Origin of the sequence: Paenibacillus vini, from assembly GCF_018403325.1 — a bacterium.
In the GTDB taxonomy this organism is placed as follows: Bacteria; Bacillota; Bacilli; order Paenibacillales; family Paenibacillaceae; genus Fontibacillus; species Fontibacillus vini.
This window is the reverse complement of the sequence record NZ_BOSL01000009.1, coordinates 121976-143408: the sequence shown is the minus strand read 5'-3', so window position 1 is coordinate 143408 and position 21433 is coordinate 121976. Positions and strand designations below refer to the sequence as shown.

Below are 21433 nucleotides of genomic sequence, written 5' to 3'. Positions count from 1 at the left end.
AATTAGCGAATGCTGGAGCTATAGTTTGTTACAACCCAAGTTAGTTGCTGCATGCGCTCTGGGGTTCTGCTTTTGGCGGTCTGGTGGGTTTGGCGGTCTGGTGGGTTTGGTGGGTTTGGTGGGGCTGTGGGGCTGGTGGGGCTGGCTGCCCGGCAGTGACGGTATTGCAGAGTTTGGGGTCTTGCGCCTTGGCGGATCTATCCAGTCACCCTAACTGGAAACCCCAACTAATTCTCACACTTATCCGACTCCCCCCTGGTTACTATTGGTATAAATTCATGACTTCTTAATTTAGCGCAACTTACTCGTTGGATAATTTCCAATGAGATTTGCCTTGTAGCCACTCGATTAAAGTTTGGTTGGATTTTTTCCAATAAAAACATCACAATTACGCCAATTAACCCGTAATCCAAGAATCTCATTGGATTTTTTCCAATGAAGGCCCATTAAAATCTCTTACTTGTCAATATGATTGGATATTTTCCAACCAAATGGAGGTCCATTTAAAAAAAAAGCGGGATCACATAAATTTGTGATCTCGCTTGTTTTGCTGAAGTCGCTGAGCGCCCGCCATCACTGGGCGCGGGCCCACCAGGGGCGATGGCTGCGGCGTGGCTTTAGTTGCCCGAGCGTGCCAGCTCGCGCGTGTTGGCTTCGAACGCGGCGAGAAGGGCGGCCTCGCCCTGCAGGCCATCATTCTCCACCTTGCGGATTTGTTCCAGCATCCGCTTGTAGTCCTTTGGAATGACGCGGACGAATTTCGGCAGCAGCTCATTCCAGTGGTCCAGCACGCGGCGTCCGGCAGCGCTCTCCGTGTACAGGACATGGCGGCTGATCAGCGACCGAAGTTCGTCGGCCTCGGCCCGGTCTTCGACCCGCTCCAGCAGCACCATCCCCTGGTTGCAGCGGCCCACGAAGTTCCCCTGCATATCGAGCACATATGCGATGCCGCCGGACATCCCGGCCGCGAAATTGCGGCCTGTGCCGCCAAGGACGACGACGCGTCCGCCGGTCATGTACTCGCAGCCGTGGTCGCCTACCCCTTCGACCACGATGCTCGCGCCGGAGTTCCGGACCGCGAATCGTTCGCCGGCGATGCCGCGAATGTAGGCTTCTCCGCCGGTCGCACCGTAGAACGAAGTGTTTCCGACGATGACGTTCTCCTCGGCAGCAAACGTAGCCTGCGGCGATGGCTTCACGATGACCTTGCCGCCCGACAAGCCTTTTCCGGTGTAGTCATTGGCATCGCCCTCCACCGACAGCGTCATGCCCCTTGGCACGAAGGCGCCGAAGCTTTGCCCGGCCGATCCCTCGAACCGGAACGTGATCGTATCCTCCGGCAAGCCGGCCGCTCCGTAAAGGCGCGTCACTTCGCTGCCGAGGATCGTACCCGTTGCCCGGTTCACGTTGCAGATCGGCAGCACTGCGCCGACGGCTTCGCCGCGCTCCAGCGCCGGAGCCGCCAGGTCGAGAAGATGCGTGAGATCCAGCGTCTCTTCCAGGCCGTGGTTTTGCTGCCGCGTGCAGTACCGGCTGGTTCCTTCCGGTACCTCCGGCATGTGCAGCAACGGAGCCAGATCGACACCTTGTTTCTTCCAATGGTCGATCGCTTTCAACGTATCCAGGCAATCGGTACGGCCGATCATTTCCTCCAGGCTGCGGAAGCCGAGCTCGGACATCCACTCGCGAAGATCTTCGGCGACAAAGGTCATGAAATTGACGACATGCTGAGGATCGCCCATGAAATTTTTGCGCAGCTCCGGATTTTGCGTCGCCACGCCGACCGGACAGGTATCCAGCTGGCAGACCCGCATCATGATGCATCCGACGGCGACGAGCGGTGCGGTGGAGAAGCCGTATTCCTCGGCGCCCAGCAGAGCCGCGACCGCTAGATCCCGGCCGGTGAGCATTTTGCCGTCCGTCTCCAACACGACCCGGTCGCGCAGGTTATTAAGCATCAGCGTTTGATGCGTCTCAGCAAGGCCAAGCTCCCAAGGTAAACCTGCATGGCGGATCGAGCTTTGCGGCGATGCCCCGGTTCCCCCGTCGTAGCCGCTGATAAGAATCACGTCTGCGCGCCCTTTGGCCACGCCGGCTGCGATCGTACCGACGCCCGCTTCGGATACCAGCTTCACGTTGATGCGGGCCCTCGGGTTTGCATTTTTAAGATCGAAGATTAATTCAGCCAAATCCTCAATTGAGTAGATGTCATGATGCGGCGGCGGGGAAATCAGGCCCACGCCCGGCGTAGAACCGCGAACCTCGGCGATCCATGGGTAAACCTTCTTCCCCGGAAGCTGACCGCCTTCACCCGGTTTAGCCCCCTGCGCCATTTTGATCTGGATTTCATCGGCATTAACCAGATAGTGGGAAGTAACCCCGAACCGGCCCGAAGCAACCTGTTTGATAGCGCTGCGACGCAAATCGCCGTTCGCGTCAGGAACATAACGGGATGGATCCTCTCCCCCCTCACCGGTATTGCTCTTGCCGCCGATTCGGTTCATCGCAATGGCAATCGTCTCATGCGCTTCTTTGCTAATAGATCCGAAGGACATAGCCCCGGTTTTGAAACGGCGCATGATCGATGCGGCCGATTCCACTTCTTCCAGCGGCACCTTTGGTCCGATCGGCTTCAGATCAAGCAGCGAACGCAGTGTCAAGTGTTTTTCATTTTCCCCTTGAGCGAGGGATGAGAATTTTTTGTATAGTCCATAATCTCCGGTTCGTACCGACTGCTGCAGCAAGTGAACGGTTTGCGGATTGAACAGATGCTCCTCTCCGTCGCTGCGCCACTGATATTCCCCGATCGAATCCAGCACTTTGTCGTTGCCGTCCTGTTGAGAGAAAGCCCGGAAGTGGTCGCTCAGCGTTTCCTTGGCTACGCCCTCGAGACCGATTCCTCCGATCCGGGACGGCGTCCAGGTGAAGTAGCGGTCCACAAAATCTTCCCGCAGGCCGACAGCTTCAAAAATCTGCGCTCCCCGATACGATTGGATCGTGGAGATGCCCATTTTGGACAAAGTCTTCACAACGCCCTTCATAGCCGCCTTAATGAAGTTACTTACTGCCTTTTGAGGCGAAATCCCTTGCAGCATGCCCTGATCGATCATATCCGCCAGCGTTTCGAAGGCAAGATACGGATTTACGGCGCTCACGCCGTATCCGAGCAGCAGCGCGAAATGATGCACTTCCCGCGGTTCGCCGGACTCCAGCAAAATGCTGACCTTCGTGCGCGTCTTTTCCCGGATCAAGTGATGGTGCAATGAAGAGACAGCGAGCAGCGCAGGGATTGCAGCGTTCTCGGTATCGACACCGCGGTCCGACAAGATCAGAAGGTTATGGCCTTTGGTGATCACGCGGTCGGCCGCTTCGCATAGCGAATCCAGAGCCTGACGGAGCCCTTCAGCACCTTGCCCAGCCGGAAACAGAATCGGAAGGGTCGTCGCCTTGAATCCCGGACGGCGGATATGGCGAAGTTTGGCCAAATCCTCATTCGAGAGAATCGGAGATTCTAGCCGAATTTGACGGCAGCTCTCCGGCTCCGGCAACAGAAGATTCCGTTCCGGTCCGATCATGGTCGCCGTGGAGGTTACGAGTTCCTCACGGATCGCATCCATCGGCGGGTTCGTCACCTGGGCGAACATTTGCTTGAAGTAGTTGTAAAGCCGTTGCGGCCGGTCCGACAGTACGGCGAGCGGAGCATCGTATCCCATGGAGACGAGACCTTCCTCGCCCGTCAGTGCCATCGGCTCAAGCACTTTGCGCAAATCCTCAAAACTGTATCCGAATGCCATCTGTCGATGCACAATATTCTCAAGCTGCTCCTCCGGAAGCTCCGGAGCTTCCGGAAGATCTTCAAGCAAGATCCGGTGCTCTTCCAGCCACTCGCGGTACGGATTTTCCTTGGCGATCGACGCTTTAACCTCCTCGTCCGAAACGATCCGTCCTTCTTTCGTATCGACGAGGAGCATGCGTCCAGGTCGCAACCGATCCTTATACAGAACATCTTCCGCAGGAATGTCCAGTACGCCTACCTCGGAGGAAAGTACGATGAGATCGTCCTTGGTCACGTAATAACGGGCAGGTCTGAGTCCGTTCCGGTCAAGCATCGCTCCGATCTGAATCCCGTCGGTGAAGCCCATCGCCGCCGGCCCGTCCCACGGCTCCATCAATGAGCTATGATATTCATAGAATGCCTTTTTGTCCTCATCCATTTCGGCATGGTTGTTCCATGGCTCCGGCACCATCATCATGGCGACATGCGGGAGAGAACGGCCGCTCAGATACAGAAACTCAAACGTATTGTCGAACATGGCGGTATCGGAACCGTCCGGATTAATGACCGGCTTCACCTTTTCAAGATCGCTGCCGAAGGCTTCCGTTTCGAACAGCGCCTGCCGGGCATGCATCCAGTTCACGTTGCCGCGCAACGTATTGATTTCACCATTATGAATCATGAAGCGGTACGGATGCGCCCGTTCCCAGCTCGGGAACGTATTCGTACTGAAGCGCGAGTGAACCAGGGCGATGGCCGATTCCAGACTCTCCTCTTTCAGATCGACATAGAACTGGCCGACCTGCTCCGTCGTAAGCATTCCTTTATATACGACTTTACGGCAGGACATGCTGGACACGTAAAAAGCATCCCCTCCTTCCGCACCGCCATAACGGATAGCCAGCTCCGCCCGGCGCCGGATGACGTATAGCTTCCGTTCAAAATCCAGGTCATTCACCAGATTATTGCTGCGGCTAATAAATACTTGCCTTACGAAAGGTTTGGCCTCTCTAGCCGATTTCCCTAGCATATCGTCCCGTGTCGGAACGGTCCGAAAACCGAGCACGGTCTGCCCCTCTTCTTCCACGATCCGCGTCAATTCGGCCTCTTGTTCGCTACGAAGTGCATCGTCATGCGGCATAAACAGCATCCCTACTCCGTACTGCCCGGCTTCCGGAAGAATGTACCCGAGTTTCTCTGTTTCCGCGGCCAAAAAGCGGTGCGGGATTTGCAGTAATATACCTGCGCCGTCACCGGAATTCGGTTCACTTCCCTGCCCTCCGCGATGCTCCATATTGCTCAACATCGTAAGCGCCTGGCTGACGATCTCATGCGAAGCCTTGCCTTTAATATGGGCTACAAACCCCATCCCGCAGGCGTCTTTTTCTAAGGCAGGATCGTATAGTCCCTGCTTTTGTGGTATCATTGTGTGCTTCATATTCAGCGCAACCTTTCTATAAATAAAGTGAGTCACCTTATAAACAACGGGTTTTATTTAGTATTTTTATTCTACCGGAAAACGCGTCCGCTGTTTTTGCACTATTTTCTCTTTCTTTTGCACAAATGCTTAAAAAGTTTTTACAAAGAAATAGACTTCAAAAAAAAGAACCTGCAAAACCTCATTAAGAGGTCTTGCAGGTTCTTAGATTAAACTATGAATTTCTTAAGCTTAAGCTTAGGCGTTCAGACTCGCCTCCGCGCTTACATCCTCACTGTGTTTATGCGTGGCGAAGTAGAGAAGCGTAATCGCCAGGAAGACGACGCCGAAGCCGGCCAGTACGCCAAGCTGCTGCCAAGCGTGACTGAAATCGCCCGTAGAAACAACCGCTTTGTAGCCGCTGACGCTGTACGTCATTGGAAGAATCGGGTTGAAGGCTTTCATCCAGTTAGGGATCAATTCCAGCGGGAATGTTCCTGCACTTGTGGTCAATTGGAAGATCAGAATCAGGATCGCCAGGAAGCGGCCCGGATTCTCAAGCCATGTGACCAAAGCCTGAATGATAAACATAAAGCACAAGCTAGTAATGAAGCTGAACAGATAGAACATTGGAACGCTTTGAACTTTAAGTCCCAAGCCATACAGAGTCAGTCCTGATGCGAGCAGCGATTGTACCAAGCTCATGCCGGTAAACGCAAGGGCCCGGCTGACAAACCGGTTCCAACCGGTGGCGCCCTCTACCGAAGTTCCGCGAAGCGGAACGACCAGCGTCGAGATCAACGCTCCGACGAACAGACCGAGGGACAGGAAGTAAGGAGCGAAACCTGTACCATAGTTCGGCACTTCGTTCACTTTTTGCTCGTTTACTTCAACAGGTTGGGCATACATATTTACAAGCTTATCGGACTTCTTAACACCGGAAGTTTGATCGGCAGCTTCATTCAGCTTGCTTGCCAGCTCTCCGGAGCCTTCAGTCAGTTTATCCATTCCGTTCTTGAGCTCGCCTGCTCCTGCATCCAATTGCTTGGAACCGTCAGCCAGAGTTTGCACGCCGCCGGACACTTGGCCCATGCCGCCTTCGATTTGCTTGGCACCCGTGCTCAGCTTGCCTGCACCGGCTGCCAGCTGTTCGCCGCCTGTTGCCGCTTCGGCCAATTTACCGCCGAATTGCTTCAGCCCGCCAGCCAATTGCTCTTGGCCTGCGGTCAACTGGGTAGCACCTTGGGCGAGTTGCTTCTGTCCTTGCGCCAACTGCTGGCTGCCTTGCAGCAATTGCTGTTGAGCGCTGTGTAAATCCTTGCTGCCTTGCAGCAGCTGCTGTTGGCCTTGCTGCAATTGTTCGCTGCCTTGAGCCACAGCTTTGCTGGCTGCGAGCAGTTGCTGAACAGTCGGATTTTCCGCCAGCTCAGGGCTTGCTTTAGTAAGCTGCTCCAAGCCTTGGGCCACCCCTTTCGCTCCTTCAGCCACTTTAGTGCTGCCTTGAAGCGATGACTCGAGGCCCGTTACCAGTTTGGAGCTGCCTTCTTCAGAAGCGGTGAGACCCGCTTGAAGCTTATCGGCTCCTTGAACGGAAGCATCCAATCCATTTTTCAACTGCACGCCGCCCTCATGGGCTTTTACAGCTCCGCTTTCCAGTTGTTTTTCCGCTGCGGACAATTGATTTAGACCACTTGCCAATGTAGATGCCCCGGTCTTCAGATCCGCAGCTCCCTTACTAAGCGAGCTGGCTCCTTCTTGAAGCGGAGCGATGCCGTTACTGAGTTCGATTGTACCGGCCGCCAGCTTGGCAAGGTTCTCTTTCAATGTTTTAGCGCCTGTATCGAGTTGAACAGCTCCATCATTAATGGTGCTTGCACCGTCGCCTGCATCGTTCAAGCCGCCGGAAATTTTCTCAACCTGATCGAACAGGGTTTCCGTATAGGCTTCCGTTACTTTAGCGGAAACTTTAGCCTTGATTTCTTTTACCGCCGTACCGCCGATTTGGGCAGCCAGGAAGTTATAGCCTTCGTTTGGTTCATAAATGATTTGTGCCGGCTGAGGATTTTCATCCATCAGCGTCGTTGCCTGCGAAGAGAAGTTATCCGGAATTACAATCGTCATGTAATACTCATTGGAGTCCATCCCTTTTTCCGCTTCTTCACGGGTAACGAACCGCCACGAAAAGTCATTTCCCTTCTTCAACTCTTCCACCAGTTCCTTACCGACCTGAAGCGATTTCCCTTCATATTCAGCGCCCGTGTCCTGATTAACTACCGCAACGGGAATCTCATCCATTTTGCCGTAAGGATCCCAAAACGCCGCCAGGAACATTCCGCTATACAGCACGGGAATAAACAGTACGACGATAATCGGGATAATTACTTTTGGCTTTTTGAAGGATGCAGCCAAGTCCTTGAAAAACACCGACATTGATTTCATATTCGTTTTCTCTCCTTGTATCCTCTGATGTCTAATTTCTATTTTTTTTGCAGTCCAGGCTCCTTCAAGGCCCGGGTCCTATGCCAGTGAAAGACCACCCGACAAAAATCGGCGAGTAAACTCCTTGATCTGCTCTTTGCTCAAAGGATCGTGAATCTTGTTCCAATCCGACGTCAACGCGATGTAAAGCTTTAAGAGGACAAATGAGACAACCTTCGGATCAAGACCGTTAATCTCCCCTCGCCCCGCCGCGCGATCCACTTGCTTTTCCAAATAGCCCAGAATCGCATGTTCAATCTTCTCCAGCCCCTCCCGGGCCTGCGGTGTCCCAAAATCACGGACCTCCTGAAACAGTTTGATCAACAGCTCATGCTCGGCTCTGTATTCAAGCAGCGAATCCATACTTTGATACAGGTTTTCGAAAAAAGGTCTGTCTTCCCGGACTTCCCGTTCCGCAATCCGCTTCATATCCAGGATGACCGAGCGGAGAATCTCGTCAAAGAGCTCCTCCTTGTTAGTGAAAAATGTGTAGATCGTCCCCTTGGCAACATTAGCGATCTTCGCCACGTGGTCCATCGTCGTTGCCTTATATCCGAACAACGCGAAGGATTTCTCCGCTGCCTCGATGACTTGTTTGCGGCGATCTACCACAGCCATTTCGAGCACCTCCTTTTACGTCAAATGCCTTGCTCTCAAGAAAATGACTAAAATTCAATTTCGGTCATTTGGTCAATCAACACTTTATCACGTCTAATTCCACTTTGCAAGATGTTTTTTCAGGAAATTTCAAAGTGACTTACATCATACTTCATTAGAAGGGCGCCCCGACTAAAGTCCAGCTTCAGACCAGTCCGCAGGCTCTTTTTTCCAAGCCGTAAAAAAAATAAACTGAAGTTACGAGTGAAATAATCTCTTCGCAATTTCAGATTATGAAAAGGGTGATCTTATGCCGTTCAAAAGAGTGCTGATCCTATCGGAAGGGTTTGGCAGCGGCCATACCCAGGCGGCTCATGCGCTTGCGGCCGGATTGCAGAAAGTAGATCCGCATATACAGGCCAAGGTGCTGGAGCTCGGATCGGTGCTGAATCCTACGCTTGCCCCCTGGATTCTATCCGCTTACCGGATCACAGTAACGACTAGCCCTGCGCTGGTAGGCCTTTTTTATCGCAAAAAATACGAAAAGCCGGTCGGACGGCTTACCCGGCTGGCGCTCCATAAATTGTTTTATAATCATGCCGCCGGGGTGATCGGGCAGATGGAGCCGGACTTGATTATTTGTACGCACCCGATTCCCGGCGCCATAATATCGAGGCTGAAGGCTTCAGGGCTGGATGTTCCTCTGTATACGCTGATTACGGATTATGATGCCCATGGATCATGGATCAGTCCGGAAGTTGACCGCTATTTTGTCTCAACTCCCGAAGTCCGGAGCCTGCTCATCCAACGCGGTGTAAAACCGGCAGCCATTCAGGTTTCCGGCATTCCCGTTCATCCCGAATTCTGGATCCGGCAGGACAAAGCTTCCGTAAGGCGCGAGCTGGGACTCAAAAATATCCCGACCGTGCTCATTATGGGCGGCGGTTGGGGCATTCTGAAAGATGAGTTAATCGAAAGATTATCTCAATGGAAAAAGAATGTCCAAATTGTCTGCTGCATGGGCAGCAACGAGAAGCTGGTAGCTAAACTGCGTAATCATCCCGGGCTTCAGCACTCCAATATCAGGGTGCTTGCCTACACCCGTGAAATCAGCAAATGGATGGACGCCTCTGATCTGCTAATTACCAAACCCGGTGGTATGACTTGTACGGAAGGGTTGGCCAAGGGTATACCTATGCTGTTCTATGAATGCATTCCCGGCCAGGAGGATAAGAACCGCGATTATTTTATAAAAATAGGTTGCGGAAATGAACTGACCTCCACAGAAATTTTGGATTTCTGGTTCGCCAAAATAAGCAGTGACCGCACAGCTTACACCGGCAGTTATACCGAGCTCCGTCGAAGTCCGGACACTTCCTTTTACCGACCTGACCTTTGCGCCAGAAATATCGCCGATCTGCTGGAAGACCCCGCGGAATCCTCGCTTGCTCTGGAACTGAGCAGACAGGCGGTAGGCCAAGCGGTAAATTACCATGACTATTTATAAAAAGTATGATTTCCGATTACTTTCGCTTTATCCTTTGTCCGGGCAATTGTGAGATCTTTAGCCAGTTTCAGCGACAAGAAATAATAGGTATCGTCCGATACCTCTCTTCGTCCGTTCAATGCCTCATTCACGGCATGAATCGTGTCCTCATTCGGGCTAACTCTCTTTAATCTTCCGTTCCGAACAGGGCTGAATTGAGATTTTTGATATATAACTTCCTTTATGGTATCGGGATAATTAGCGGACCGCAGCCGGTTTAAGACAACGTTGGCGACTGCCACCTTGCCTTCGTACGGTTCGCCCTCTGCTTCCGCCATAACGATTTTTTGGAGGAGAAGCAGTTCTTCCTCGCCCAAAGCGTAGCTCCATGTAGCGTCTTCCTTGTCTTCATGGTTTAGCAGCTTTGTGCGCGTGAAGAATAATTGGTCGGGGGGATGGTTCTTGTCCGGGGGAGCAGGCTCCGTTATTTTTGGCTCAAGCGCCTGTTTGCGCAGCCAAATCTGCTCTGCCAGCAGTTCATTATGCTCCGAGCGGCTTATGCCGAAATCAGTTTGCTGGATTTTTATTTCAAGAGTCGTTAAATTCGGGAGGATCGGCTTGCCAAGCCTCTCTCCCTGGATCGATATCGCATGATGCTGCTGCAACGGAGATGCGGAGATGATAAGTTTTGTTTCGGGATTCGCAGGCATTGCAGAAAGATTGCGGTTCCCTGTTCTCTCCTTCCCCAAGTTTTGCTGAAGCAGACAAATCGCACCAAGACTAACCAAAATGGCTCCTATTAGGAGCGCGACGTAACGGCTTTGCCGAAAAATATACATAATAGACCTCCTACCCGACATTTCTCTCTAGTAAATGGCTCTTCTTTCCGAAGAACTTTACGCATGATGATATATTCTTTCATCTATGTAACCGAAAAAAAGACGTTTGAATAACAAAAAAATGTTTTTTTCAACAAAATAAGCCTTCCGAAGGACGGAAGACTCAAGATTATTACTATGATAAAAGTGAAATTCTACCCACTTCTTCATACATAGGCGCTTTATTCATCCGAGTTCGGTAAACGACGATGGCGTCTGCGGTCCAGCTTCCGAATTCGGGAGGGGATCCGGTTCCGGCTAATTGCTCCGGCGAGAGGCGGCGATCTTCAGCATATTTTCGCGCCAGAGTGATATGCGGGCTATAAGGACGGTCCTCCGGGATAAAGCCCAGTTTCCGGTTGCCCTCCGCCACGGCGCTCTGCAGTGACTTAAGATGTTCCATGTCCCCTTCCACCCCTGCCCAAAGAACTCGGGGGTTCGAAGCACGTCCAAAAAATCCTACTTTCCTGGCATTTAATTGAAATGCTTTTTGGCCCGCCGTAATGCTTTCCAGGTTTGCTTGAAGGTCATTGATCCGGGTCGGCGATATATCTCCGAGAAATTGGACGGTAATATGATAGTCCGAAGGATGAACCCATTTCGAGAAGGCCAGATCGCTTTTGCGCGGTTCAGTCCAAGCAGATAATGCCTCCTTTATGGATTTAGGAAGGGGTACCGCAATGAAAACCCTCCAGGAATCGATAATTTTTGACACAAACATCGCCTCACTTGTCACAATTTATATGAAAATTCACTATTTTGTCACACTTTGAATGATTAAGCTAATAAATTCTCAAAACATTACTACTATATAATGTGATTTAGACTTCACACCTTGTACAACAGCAACCTATTATGATTGGGGAATGAGTATGGGATTCGCTAGAAAAATAACTGCCGGCATTATCGGGGTGCTCCTGCTTGTGAGCGCACTCATCGGCTTCTTCAGCTACCAGACGGCCTACAGACAAGTGGAAGAGTCTGTCGGAATCGAAACGGTAGGCTGTGCCAACATCACGACTGGCCTTGTGGATCCTGGAATCATTGAACGACTCGCTAAAGGGGATACTTCCGATCTTGGAGCCCTGGAGGAACGTTTAAACTGGACCGTAAACCACAAATCGCTCTTCAAGGAAGTGTTTATTCTTTCTTTGGACGGTAAAATCCTGGCCGCGGATCAAAATTTGAAACAGCGCGGATATAAAGCCGGAGACGATTTTTACTTCAGCGAAGATGATCGCGATATGATTATGCACAGCAAGCATTCCGTTTATACAAAAATCTACACCTATGATGGCGTTGGGCTTCTGACAGGCTACGGTCCGATTTATAAAGACCATGACCCGACCAAAGAAATCGTCGGCCTGATGGCGATTAACTTCGATGCCTCCATCATTCATGAGCGGGTTTGGGATATCATTGCCCTACCTTTTATTATTGGAGGAGCAGTGTTCCTGCTGGCTATCGTTGCCGTCTATCTCTTTATTCACCGGATGATACGTCCGATCGAGCAATTATCGAAACAGGTCAACCTGGTCGCCCAAGGCAACTTGACCGTAGAGCCACTATCTATCTCCAGCAAAGATGAAGTGGGAACCTTATCTCGGGATTTTGGCAACATGACGTTACAATTACGCCAGTTGATTACCGAGGTAAATGAAACATCCATGCAGGTGGCCTCCTCTTCCCAGGAACTGTCGGCCAGTGCCGAGGAAACCGGAAAGGCCAGCGAGCAAACAGTATACATAATTCAAGAGCTGGCTGAAGGCGCGGAGAAACAGCTGCAAAATCTGGAGCAAAGCTCGGCAGCCCTTCAGGAAATGTCCGCTTTTATCAGCCAGATCGTAAATACGGCCGACCATGTATCGGAGGAAGCCCGGATTTCCGCTGAAGCCGCCAAGGATGGTGGAACCTCCATTCAGCTTGGCGTTAAGCAAATGAATACAATTGAAGACAAGATCGTAAGCCTCTCCTCCAACATAGGACAGCTAAGCAGTCATTCGAGGGAAATTCAGAATATTCTCGACATCATAACAGAGATTGCAGCAGAAACAAACCTGCTTGCGATCAATGCCGCCATCGAGGCCGCCCGGGCCGGCGAGCATGGCAGCGGCTTTGCGGTCGTCGCTTCCTCCGTCCGGAAGCTCGCCGAGCGGTCCGCGGACTCGGCCAAACAGATCGCCTCACTCATTAACTTTATTATTAAACAAATGGAAGCGACCGCGGATACCATGGAAGAGGCAACTCTTGAAGTGAAGCTTGGGACCGAGCTTGTCGTAAACGCAGGGAACTCCTTCCTTGAAATTCAACAATCGACCAAGAATTCCGCCGAAGCCGTTGAAAATGTCAGCGAAACGGTTCGTCAATTGTCCGTGAACTCCAAAGTGCTGGTGGAAGCAATGGAGCAGCTTGTAAACGTGGCTAACGGAACTGTCGACGGAACCCAGACCATGTCCGCGGCTTCCGAGGAACAACTTGCAGCCATGCAGGAAGTCGATGCTTCCGCTACCTTCCTCTCCGATCTATCGGAAAGGCTGCACACTTTGATCGACCGCTTTAAAGTCTAATACGCGGCACTGATCGCAAAACGCCCCTCATCCTAAGGATGAGGGGCGTTTCAATTATAATTTAACGCTGCAGCCTCAGCGCCGCATTCTCTACCGAACGCTTTTCCGCTAGATTATTTCCGCTGACGTGCTCTTGCTTCGCCGCCCTTGCGACCAGCCTCTTCACGGCTCATCTTGCCGTTATTGCCATCTGAATCGCTGCGCGCTTCGCCGCCTTTTTGTCCGATCTCCTGATAAAAATCCTTATCGTGCGAGCGTGAAGTAGCCTCCCCGCCCTTTTGGCCAATTTCTTGATAGAAGTCTTTATCATGATTGCGGGAAGTGGCTTCCCCACCCTTTTTACCGATCTCCTGATAAAAATCCTTATCGTGGTTTTTGGCCGTTGCCTCTCCGCCCATACGACCAGCTTCCTCACGGCTCATTTTCCCATCTCGGTTGTTGTTTGCCATTTGAAATCTCTCCTTATCGTTTGTTTGGATGGTACCGTTCATCGGTACGCTATTGTATTACCCCCCCTTCAGAAAACAAAACAACTATTCCTATCGACATACCAGGCAAGCAAGCACATTTCTAACCAAACGTATCCAACCAATTGAGAGCTTCAATTTGCGTAAACTTTTTCCGGCATTTTACTAATGATGCAATTAACCAACCGTAGTATGTTTCTCGCTCGTCGTATAGCTGTGAGTAAAGTAGTCTGGCCAATGCGTCTCGTAGAACAAGTAAATTAGAAATTTGCGGCATATAGGGACAATAGTATGATTCCGTGCAATGTGAAGTCGGATCCATCACCAGTGTTGTTACTCTAACGGACAGCAGGGACGCTATTCTCTCAAATTTGGCTCCTTTCTAAATCTAACGGACATCATAGCCCTTAAATGGGGCTTCGCCATCAGATTTTGGGCGATTTTCGTGAGTTAGCGTCTTCTGTGTCCGTTAGAATTTCAAACTTACCTTTTTGCACGGTTTAACGGCTCCTATGTCCGTTAAAAGTCGGCTCAACACTAGTAGGTTCTCTAACGGACACCAGGGACGTTATTCCCTCAAATTTGGCTCCTTTCTAAATCTAACGGACACCAGAGCCCTTAAATGGGGCTTCGCCATCAGATTTTGAGCGATTTTCGTGAGTTAGCGTCTTCTGTGTCCGTTAGATTTTCAAACTTACCTTTTTGCACGGTTTAACGGCTCCTATGTCCGTTAGACGTTGGACGAGCTACTTTGCGAGTTCTTTGCGAACACTTTGCGAGTTCTTTGCGAGCACTTTGCAAGTTATTTCGAGTTCTTTGCAAGTACTTTTAGGTAGTTCTGGTGAGTTCACAACGAGTACATTTCACGTCAAACTGTAGTCCGCGACGCCTTTACACCCACCTTGGTTTCCGCCTCTTGCCCATCTGCTATCGCAGTTGATATTTGCGATAGCGCTGGCTGCCCTCTCCTGCGACGCGCAAAATTTGCAACTCAACCATACGGTGCAAAATGCGGCGAGTGTGGCGATCCGACAGTCGAAGGTGGAGTGCGAGTTCGGATGGGGAAAAAGGACGCAGCAACCGGCGCGCAAAACGCATCGTTTCCGCTTCCGCCCACCCCATCTCGGCCGATACCGACACATCGGTCGAAAGAAATTTACCGACGAAGGAGAGGATGAGCTGCTGGCATTGTTTCGGTTCCTCTTTGATGGATAGGTAGGCGATAGGCAGAAACACCCATCCATCGAGGGCCAGCATGCTGTGTCGCATGCATAGATCCTTAAACCGTCTGACATCAAGGTCTCTCGCGTGGGGTCCGTACCCTTGGATTTCAATCCCGCCTTTTGCACCGCCCGGCATATAAGCAAGGTCCAGATACCGATAACCATTGTTAAAATCGCGTACTTCCCATTCAGGATACAAGTAATTAAAATTACCCACCGCAGGATACCAAACTGAGCGTAAAAACTCGACCGTCCCATGCCCCAATCCTTTCTCAAGCAGTTCGCGTCGCCTAGGATTCTCCTCCTCCTTCAGATTCAAAGAAATCCATTCTTCATACTTTTGATCGAACATGATTCCACCGCCTCTCGAAAAATAAAAAAAGCCGTTCCATGACATCGCCCGCAATAGGCAAATGCAATGAAACGGCGTGTTCTTCACTCCGTCAATTCCTAACCATAGTGTACACGGATGCGAGTGCGACTGGCAAGGAGGTTTTTGCGCAAATGATCACTGGAATCACATTTTCCAATTAACTCAAATCTCCTATAAATAATCTAAAACGCAAAAAAACAAGCCCCACCAATGGCGGGGCCTGCTCCATTATAGCTAAACCAACAGTGGATAATTATTTGCCCAAATAGGCGTTCAACATCCAGTTATGCTTCTCAAGCGAAGACAAGATCCCCAACAAGAGGTCGCTAGTAGCTTCGTCTTGCGCTTCCTCTGCAGCTTCCATGCCTTGCTTCAATTCGCCTTGCAGCGTCGTAAAGTCCGCAACGATCGCAGCGACCATAGCTTCTGGAGCTTCACCGCCGGCAGCTTCGGATAAGGAAGCGACGGACAGGGAATCGCGAAGGGTTGCTACCGGTTTTCCGCCAATGGCCAGCAAACGTTCTGCAAGCTCGTCAATATTTGCGGCAACTTCATTGTACAGCTCTTCAAATTTTTCATGCAGAGTAAAGAAGTTTGGACCTTTCACAAACCAGTGGAAATTGTGCAGCTTCGTATACAGGACAGTCCAGTTCGCAATTTGCAGGTTCAGTTGCTTTTCCAGAGCCAGTTCGTTTTGGGTCAAGTTTTGATTTGTCATTTCAATTCCCTCCAATTAAAATATAATGTTAAAGTAGAGATAGCAGCACTAGAAAGATACTTTAAATTTAGACTAATTCTAAATATTGTTATAATCATACCACCATACCGTACATAGTGCAACGTTTAAAACATGAACATCCCGTGAAGATCGCCTTCCGGTCTTTTCGTTCCGATTTCTTTTTAGAAGTTTGCGTAAAAAGATAGCTGTTTATTCGCCTGCACTTACCTGCGCAAGGAATTACATCCTCAAATTCATTAAGAAACATAAGAAAAACGTCTATCGACGCACTTTCATGGAAGCCAGACCGCGTTTGGCGGAAGTTTTTCTTGCGATATCAGGCAGCTAATGCTCCGAAGTTTATACTTTCTGATATCTAAAAAATAAGGAACCTGGCAAAATCGCCGGTTCCTTATTATGATTTTATCCACGAATATGCAATTTCAACTGTTCCAGATTGCGTTCCAGTTGGCGGATGCCATCCTCCACAATCCGGCGGTCGACCGAGTTTTCCGTATCGATCTGCGGCTTGCGGGCGGCCAGAGACTTTTTCTCTTCCTCCCAGTAAGCCTGGCGGCGCTGGATTTCTTTATATTTGTCCAGCAGGTCCGTAATAATATCGTAAAAACGTTCGTAATCCATAATCACGTCATCAAGGAAACGGTCGACTTCTTCTTTTTCGTAGCCCCGCATCTTAACGTCGAAATCCTTTTCGTGAATAGCGAGCGCATCCAGCTTGATGCCCAGTTGCCGGAACAGTCCTTTCTGGTCCTCCAGCTTGCGCGAGTATTCATCTTGCATGAGTATCCCTCCATACCCTAAAGCTTACATTTTTTCATTATTAATACCCTATATAATGTATCATAATTAAATCGGATTTTCGACGCAATGACGGCGCAGAGTAAACCTACACTCCCCATGATATAATACAAAAAGCGAAATTATACCAAAGCGGCAGTTGAAAAGAGGTTATCATCTTGGCACAAGAACATAACAAACCTGCAAAATCCACCTGGCTAACCAGCCCGTGGGTGATACTCGCCAATGTTTCTCTCGGCACCTTTATGTCGACCTTGGACGGAAGCATCGCCAATGTGGCGTTGCCCACGATCGCCGGGGAACTCAGCGCTCCCATTCATGTCGTCCAGTGGGTACTTACCGCGTATTTGCTAACGATATGCGCAACTTTACCGATCATGGGCAAAATTTCGGATATGTTCGGTCGCAGCAGAATTTACAATTACGGCTTTCTGATATTCGCCATCGGTTCGGCCCTTTGCGGAATATCCGGCTCACTCGGCCTTTTGATCGGCTCCCGAATACTCCAAGCGCTGGGAGCCGCGTGCCTCATGTCCAACAGCCAGGCGATTATCGCCGAGGTGTTCTCCAGCAAAGGACGCGGGCGAGCTATGGGGATCACCGGAACCATGGTATCGCTCGGCTCGTTGACCGGACCGGGGATCGGCGGCATTCTGGTCGAGCATCTGGGCTGGACGTCGATTTTCTGGATTAACGTCCCTATCGGGATCTTCGGATTTATCGCGGGCTGGTTTATTCTGCCCAAGGACCGCAACCGCAAGGAACAGCAGCCGTTCGATTACACGGGCTCCACGCTCTTCATGGTCGGCATGGTGGCGTTTCTATACGTCATTTCGGGCGGACAAGACTGGGGCTGGCTCTCCCCTACCGTTTGGATCGGCGGAGGGTTATCCCTTGTGGTGCTGATCTTGTTCTACTTATGGGAAAAAAGAACCCGCTACCCGATGCTCGATTTCAGTCTTTACCGGATTCCGGCCTTTGCGATCGGGAATATTACGGCGCTCCTTTCCTTCGTCGCCCTGTTCTTTACCAATGTGTTGATGCCGTTCTATATGCATGACGTTCTCGGGTTCTCTCCGGCCAAAACCGGATACACGATGATGGTCTACCCGCTAGTCATGGCCGTTGTCGCTCCCATCTCCGGTTGGCTGTCCGACAAGATCGGCTCGTATTCCCTGACTACCGCCGGGCTCATTGTCAACGCACTCGCCTTCGGACTGCTGAACACGCTGTCGACGAATGAGAGCGCATGGATGGTAGGGCTACATCTCGGACTATTCGGACTGGGCGGCGGCTTGTTCCAATCCCCGAACAACTCCAGCATTATGGGTTCGGTGTCCCGGGACAAGCTGGGAACCGCCGGAGGATTGAATGCGTTGGTGAGAAATATTGGCATGGTGCTCGGCACTTCCCTGTCCATATCGATTTACTCTTCACGTCTCAGCTATTTAAGGCCTTTGTCATCCGGAGAGCCCGAAGCCGCGCTGCATGCGCTGCATACGGTTTTTTGGACGGCGATGGGCATTTGTCTGCTGGCCCTGCTCGTCTCCGTTCAACGGATGCGGGTTAAGCCCCGGCAAGCGAAACCGGGCCATTCGTGATTTAATTGTTCGACAGAATTCATGTTTCTTTTTATAATAAGACTTAGCAAGTAAAGTAAAAATGGCCTTGGTGGTGACTACAATCTTATATATCTATTCTTTTTTGCTCTCGTTTCTCATTGTCTATTTTCTGATTCCCCCGTTGGGGAGACTGGCGTTCCGGCTTGATTTCGTGGATAAGCCCAGAGAGGATGTCGAACGAAAAATCCATCGCAATCCGATCCCGCTGACAGCCAGCTATGCGATCTTTGCAGGATTTTTTATCTCGTACCTCCTTTTTACACGGGATTTCTCGATGCAGACAGGCGCTCTGTTCCTGGGCGGTATTCTGCTGCTTGTGATCGGAACCGTCGATGACTGGTTCAAAACCAAAGGTAAAGACTTCCCTGCCCTACCGAAGCTGATCGTACAAGTATCGGCTGCCGTGCTGGTGTTCGCCTCTGGAATTTCTTTCAGCGGCTTCGTCAATCCGTTCAGCGGGGACTATGTACTTTTGCCGGTATGGCTGCAGTTTATATTGACGATTCTCTGGATTTTCGGCGTAACGACCGTTATTAATTTTTCGGACGGACTGGATGGATTGGCTGGCGGCTTGTCCGCGATTTCGGCCGTAACCTTGTTTGTGGTCGCTTTGACTAAGGGTCAGACCACATCCGCGATGCTATCCATTACGCTTATCGGTGTGACGCTTGCCTATCTCAGGTATAATAAACCGCCGGCAAAAGTATTTATGGGCGATGCAGGAGCGACGTTCCTCGGATTCATGCTTGCCGTGATCGCACTGGACGGAGCTTTCAAACAGGCGACCGTACTCTCCCTGTTTATTCCCGTGCTGGCGTTGGGGGTTCCGATTTTTGACAACCTGTTCGTTGTCATCAAACGTTTCCTGCAGGGCAAAGCCATTTATCAGGCCGATGCCAGCCAGGTTCACTACCGGCTGCTGCGCGCCGGCTTAAACCATAAGCAGGCCGTAATGTTCCTGTACCTCATCAGCACCTGTCTCGGACTGTCCTCAATCATCCTGCTGCTTATACAAGGGTGATCTCGGGCTCTCTTATAGTAAACTTGCAAATTCTATAATAAAGATACATTAGACACACAAAAAGGGCGCCCACCGGGCGCCCTTCATTTTTGTGCAAACAGGTTCTCCCCGCATTAACAGGGATTATTTATGTTAGGATTTATTGGTCTCTTGTACGGCGGTTTGGATCTCCTTCGGTTTCTCATCGTCAAAGTCCCCGCGAGCGCCTTTCTTAAACTCCTTCAGCATCGTCCCGAAGCTGCGTCCCAATTCAGGCAGTTTGCTCGGACCGAACAATAACAGTGCGGCGATAACCAATAACAGCAGATGTGTGGGCCGCAACAAATTTTCAAGCACTTATATCACCTCTTTAGGCTATCTTTTTTAAAATTATACTACTTTATTCGGAAGAAAGGAAAACTATTTATAAGGATTCGCTAAATTTCTCCACATTCCTGAATTGTCTTCGGACTGGAAGAAACCAAAACCGGCTTCTGGGCATATGCTGTGGCATCAATGTTGCAAAGGAGCGAGCATCATGAACATGATCAGCCTTTGGGCTGTCGTCGCCATCGGTTTGGCCTCCAACCTGGATAATGCAGGGGTCGGCATCGCCTACGGTGTCCGAAAAATCCATATTCCGTGGTATTCCAACCTTGCGATCGCGCTCATTTCATTTATCGCTACGCTATTGTCGGGATTGTTCGGTAACATGATCGCCTTGTGGGTTCATCCTTGGGTCGGTCAATGGATCGGCACGATTGTGATTGTGGCTGTCGGAGTGTGGGTGCTTCTTCAACCCTTTGTGGAAAAGAAACCGGTCGTTGCTACGGAGGACGATCCTCCGATTCTGACCCGCCTGCTCCGCAATCCGGAGGAAGCGGACAAAGACAGCTCCAAGAGTCTCAGCCTCGGAGAATCATTGCTGCTCGGCATCGCACTTGCGATGAACGCGCTGGCGGGCGGATTTAATGCGGGCATTACCCATTTAAATGTATTTTACACCTCTCTGTCGGTCGGTGTGTTCAGCTTTCTGCTTCTGGCCCTGTGCGCAGGTTTCGGTGAAAAATACGCCGCCGAAAAGCTAGGCAACCGGGCTACCGTCATTTCCGGCCTGCTGCTTATCATCATCGGTCTGCATCAAATTTTATAAACGTCAACCGTCTTCCTTAATGCCCCTTCCATTTGTGAAAGGGGCTATGTTGGGTTTATCGAAGAAAATTATTCTAAAAAAAACTTCAACGACCAATTGACAAAATTAAAACTAATTAATACTATTAGACTTATCGGAATTAACTGACTGACGAGTCAATTAGGAAAGTAGGTGCCATGGTTGGAATCAGCGAACACCCCTGATCCGGAGCGAAAGCAACAATTGAAAGACATCGCGCTGGAATGGTTTGCCCGCAAAGGTTACCACAACACCAAAATTTCGGATATCGTAAAAACTGCCGGCGTCTCGCAGGGAACCTTCTACTGGTATTTTGAGAGTAAGGAAAAGATGACGCTTGAATTGATCCGCAGCGGTAAGGACAAATTAGTCGAAACGATTGCGACGGGTTACCGCAAAGAGCCTGGCACGGTCGAAGACATGGAAGTGTCCACGCGCAAACTGCTGACGGAGCTGTTCAGGTTCGCGGAGAGCGAACGGCATTTGATGGTACTACTGCTCATTAAGGGCCAAGGCGCCGATCCTGCCGTCCAGGAAGCCGTCTCGCAAACCTGGCAGGCTTTTGGACAAGCCTTTCGAACCAATATCGAAAGAGCGTCCGAGCTTGGAATGCTTCCCGATTCTCCGGGAGTGGAGCTTCGAACCCTGCTTCTCTCTTCCCTGATTGAAGGTACGATCTCCAAATGGTTGTTCGGGCCGGAGCATGACGTCGATTACGTCCCGGTCTATACGGCGGAGCAAATGGCCCATGCGGCCGCGCGTTTTGAATTTTACGGTTTGATCGGCGAACCTGGCTGATAAGAAACTTCACTCACAAACAACATTATATAAATAAGGAGAGA

At 50.6% G+C, this 21433-nt stretch carries 16 protein-coding genes; 6 read left to right on the top strand and 10 right to left on the bottom strand.

Annotated features, from left to right (window positions below; all coding sequences use genetic code 11):
* Positions 1-617: 617 nt before the first annotated feature.
* From gltB to KJS57_RS15025, 3 genes are all read right to left on the bottom strand, one after another.
* The gene (gene gltB, locus KJS57_RS15035; protein ID WP_213655429.1) at positions 618-5213 is read right to left on the bottom strand and encodes a glutamate synthase large subunit; all 4596 of its coding nucleotides are present in this window, start codon (positions 5211-5213) and stop codon (positions 618-620) included.
* A 237-nt stretch (positions 5214-5450) separates the two neighbouring features.
* Positions 5451-7631: a YhgE/Pip family protein gene (locus KJS57_RS15030; RefSeq protein WP_213655428.1), complete on the bottom strand. Its 2181-nt coding sequence runs from the start codon at positions 7629-7631 to the stop codon at positions 5451-5453.
* Positions 7632-7709: 78 nt separating this feature from the next.
* Positions 7710-8288: a TetR/AcrR family transcriptional regulator gene (locus tag KJS57_RS15025; protein WP_211021631.1), complete on the bottom strand. Its 579-nt coding sequence runs from the start codon at positions 8286-8288 to the stop codon at positions 7710-7712.
* A gap of 289 nt (positions 8289-8577) precedes the next feature.
* Here KJS57_RS15025 and KJS57_RS15020 point away from each other — a divergent pair, with 289 nt between their 5' ends.
* Complete coding sequence (locus KJS57_RS15020; protein ID WP_211021630.1) at positions 8578-9774, top strand: MGDG synthase family glycosyltransferase; 1197 nt, start codon at positions 8578-8580, stop codon at positions 9772-9774.
* On the opposite strand, the gene KJS57_RS15015 is transcribed toward KJS57_RS15020, so the two are convergent.
* Together KJS57_RS15015 and thpR are read right to left on the bottom strand one after the other, a co-directional pair.
* Positions 9765-10592 (bottom strand): cell wall hydrolase, encoded by an 828-nt coding sequence (locus KJS57_RS15015; RefSeq protein ID WP_213655427.1) that lies wholly within the window; start codon positions 10590-10592, stop codon positions 9765-9767. The two genes, KJS57_RS15020 and KJS57_RS15015, sit on opposite strands and share 10 nt — an antisense overlap.
* A 175-nt stretch (positions 10593-10767) precedes the next feature.
* The gene (thpR, locus tag KJS57_RS15010) at positions 10768-11346 is read right to left on the bottom strand and encodes an RNA 2',3'-cyclic phosphodiesterase (protein ID WP_213655426.1); all 579 of its coding nucleotides are present in this window, start codon (positions 11344-11346) and stop codon (positions 10768-10770) included.
* Positions 11347-11503: 157 nt separating this feature from the next.
* Between thpR and KJS57_RS15005 the strand changes: the two genes are divergently transcribed.
* Complete coding sequence (locus KJS57_RS15005) at positions 11504-13198, top strand: methyl-accepting chemotaxis protein (RefSeq protein ID WP_213655425.1); 1695 nt, start codon at positions 11504-11506, stop codon at positions 13196-13198.
* A 113-nt stretch (positions 13199-13311) separates the two neighbouring features.
* Here the strand turns inward: KJS57_RS15005 and KJS57_RS15000 are convergent, their stop codons facing one another.
* The 4 genes from KJS57_RS15000 to KJS57_RS14985 all read right to left on the bottom strand — a co-directional run bounded on the left by KJS57_RS15000 (position 13312) and on the right by KJS57_RS14985 (position 16780).
* Positions 13312-13647: a KGG domain-containing protein gene (locus KJS57_RS15000; RefSeq protein ID WP_211021626.1), complete on the bottom strand. Its 336-nt coding sequence runs from the start codon at positions 13645-13647 to the stop codon at positions 13312-13314.
* A gap of 945 nt (positions 13648-14592) precedes the next feature.
* Entirely contained in the window at positions 14593-15240 is a 648-nt protein-coding gene (locus tag KJS57_RS14995) for a transcriptional regulator (protein WP_213655424.1), read from the bottom strand.
* A 274-nt stretch (positions 15241-15514) separates the two neighbouring features.
* A complete protein-coding gene (locus tag KJS57_RS14990; RefSeq protein WP_213655423.1) occupies positions 15515-15979 on the bottom strand; it encodes a Dps family protein in 465 nt (154 codons plus the stop codon).
* A 423-nt stretch (positions 15980-16402) separates the two neighbouring features.
* Positions 16403-16780 (bottom strand): DivIVA domain-containing protein, encoded by a 378-nt coding sequence (locus tag KJS57_RS14985; protein ID WP_211021623.1) that lies wholly within the window; start codon positions 16778-16780, stop codon positions 16403-16405.
* Between the two features lie 176 nt (positions 16781-16956).
* Between KJS57_RS14985 and KJS57_RS14980 the strand changes: the two genes are divergently transcribed.
* Complete coding sequence (locus tag KJS57_RS14980; RefSeq protein ID WP_244861570.1) at positions 16957-18399, top strand: MFS transporter; 1443 nt, start codon at positions 16957-16959, stop codon at positions 18397-18399.
* Between the two features lie 61 nt (positions 18400-18460).
* A complete protein-coding gene (locus KJS57_RS14975) occupies positions 18461-19441 on the top strand; it encodes an MraY family glycosyltransferase (RefSeq protein WP_211021622.1) in 981 nt (326 codons plus the stop codon).
* A gap of 132 nt (positions 19442-19573) precedes the next feature.
* Here KJS57_RS14975 and tatA read toward each other — a convergent pair whose 3' ends face one another.
* The gene (gene tatA, locus KJS57_RS14970) at positions 19574-19777 is read right to left on the bottom strand and encodes a twin-arginine translocase TatA/TatE family subunit (protein ID WP_211021621.1); all 204 of its coding nucleotides are present in this window, start codon (positions 19775-19777) and stop codon (positions 19574-19576) included.
* A 145-nt stretch (positions 19778-19922) separates the two neighbouring features.
* On the opposite strand from tatA, the gene ytaF reads away from it, so the two are divergent.
* Together ytaF and KJS57_RS14960 are read left to right on the top strand one after the other, a co-directional pair.
* Entirely contained in the window at positions 19923-20573 is a 651-nt protein-coding gene (gene ytaF, locus KJS57_RS14965) for a sporulation membrane protein YtaF (RefSeq protein WP_211021620.1), read from the top strand.
* A gap of 180 nt (positions 20574-20753) precedes the next feature.
* Positions 20754-21389 carry a TetR/AcrR family transcriptional regulator gene (locus KJS57_RS14960; RefSeq protein ID WP_213655422.1) on the top strand — a complete coding sequence of 212 codons (636 nt, stop codon included), beginning with the start codon at positions 20754-20756 and terminating at the stop codon, positions 21387-21389.
* Positions 21390-21433: the final 44 nt, after the last annotated feature.

Coding starts and splice junctions, on each gene's coding strand:
- KJS57_RS14995 (WP_213655424.1), bottom strand. CDS start 15,240: ATGTTCGATCAAAAGTATGAAGAATGGATTTCTTTGAATCTGAAGGAG.
- KJS57_RS14975 (WP_211021622.1), top strand. CDS start 18,461: ATGGCCTTGGTGGTGACTACAATCTTATATATCTATTCTTTTTTGCTC.
- KJS57_RS15015 (WP_213655427.1), bottom strand. CDS start 10,592: ATGTATATTTTTCGGCAAAGCCGTTACGTCGCGCTCCTAATAGGAGCC.
- KJS57_RS15020 (WP_211021630.1), top strand. CDS start 8,578: ATGCCGTTCAAAAGAGTGCTGATCCTATCGGAAGGGTTTGGCAGCGGC.
- gltB (WP_213655429.1), bottom strand. CDS start 5,213: ATGAAGCACACAATGATACCACAAAAGCAGGGACTATACGATCCTGCC.
- ytaF (WP_211021620.1), top strand. CDS start 19,923: ATGCTGTGGCATCAATGTTGCAAAGGAGCGAGCATCATGAACATGATC.
- KJS57_RS15025 (WP_211021631.1), bottom strand. CDS start 8,288: ATGGCTGTGGTAGATCGCCGCAAACAAGTCATCGAGGCAGCGGAGAAA.
- KJS57_RS14985 (WP_211021623.1), bottom strand. CDS start 16,780: ATGCAAGATGAATACTCGCGCAAGCTGGAGGACCAGAAAGGACTGTTC.
- KJS57_RS15000 (WP_211021626.1), bottom strand. CDS start 13,647: ATGGCAAACAACAACCGAGATGGGAAAATGAGCCGTGAGGAAGCTGGT.
- KJS57_RS14990 (WP_213655423.1), bottom strand. CDS start 15,979: ATGACAAATCAAAACTTGACCCAAAACGAACTGGCTCTGGAAAAGCAA.
- KJS57_RS15005 (WP_213655425.1), top strand. CDS start 11,504: ATGGGATTCGCTAGAAAAATAACTGCCGGCATTATCGGGGTGCTCCTG.
- KJS57_RS15030 (WP_213655428.1), bottom strand. CDS start 7,631: ATGAAATCAATGTCGGTGTTTTTCAAGGACTTGGCTGCATCCTTCAAA.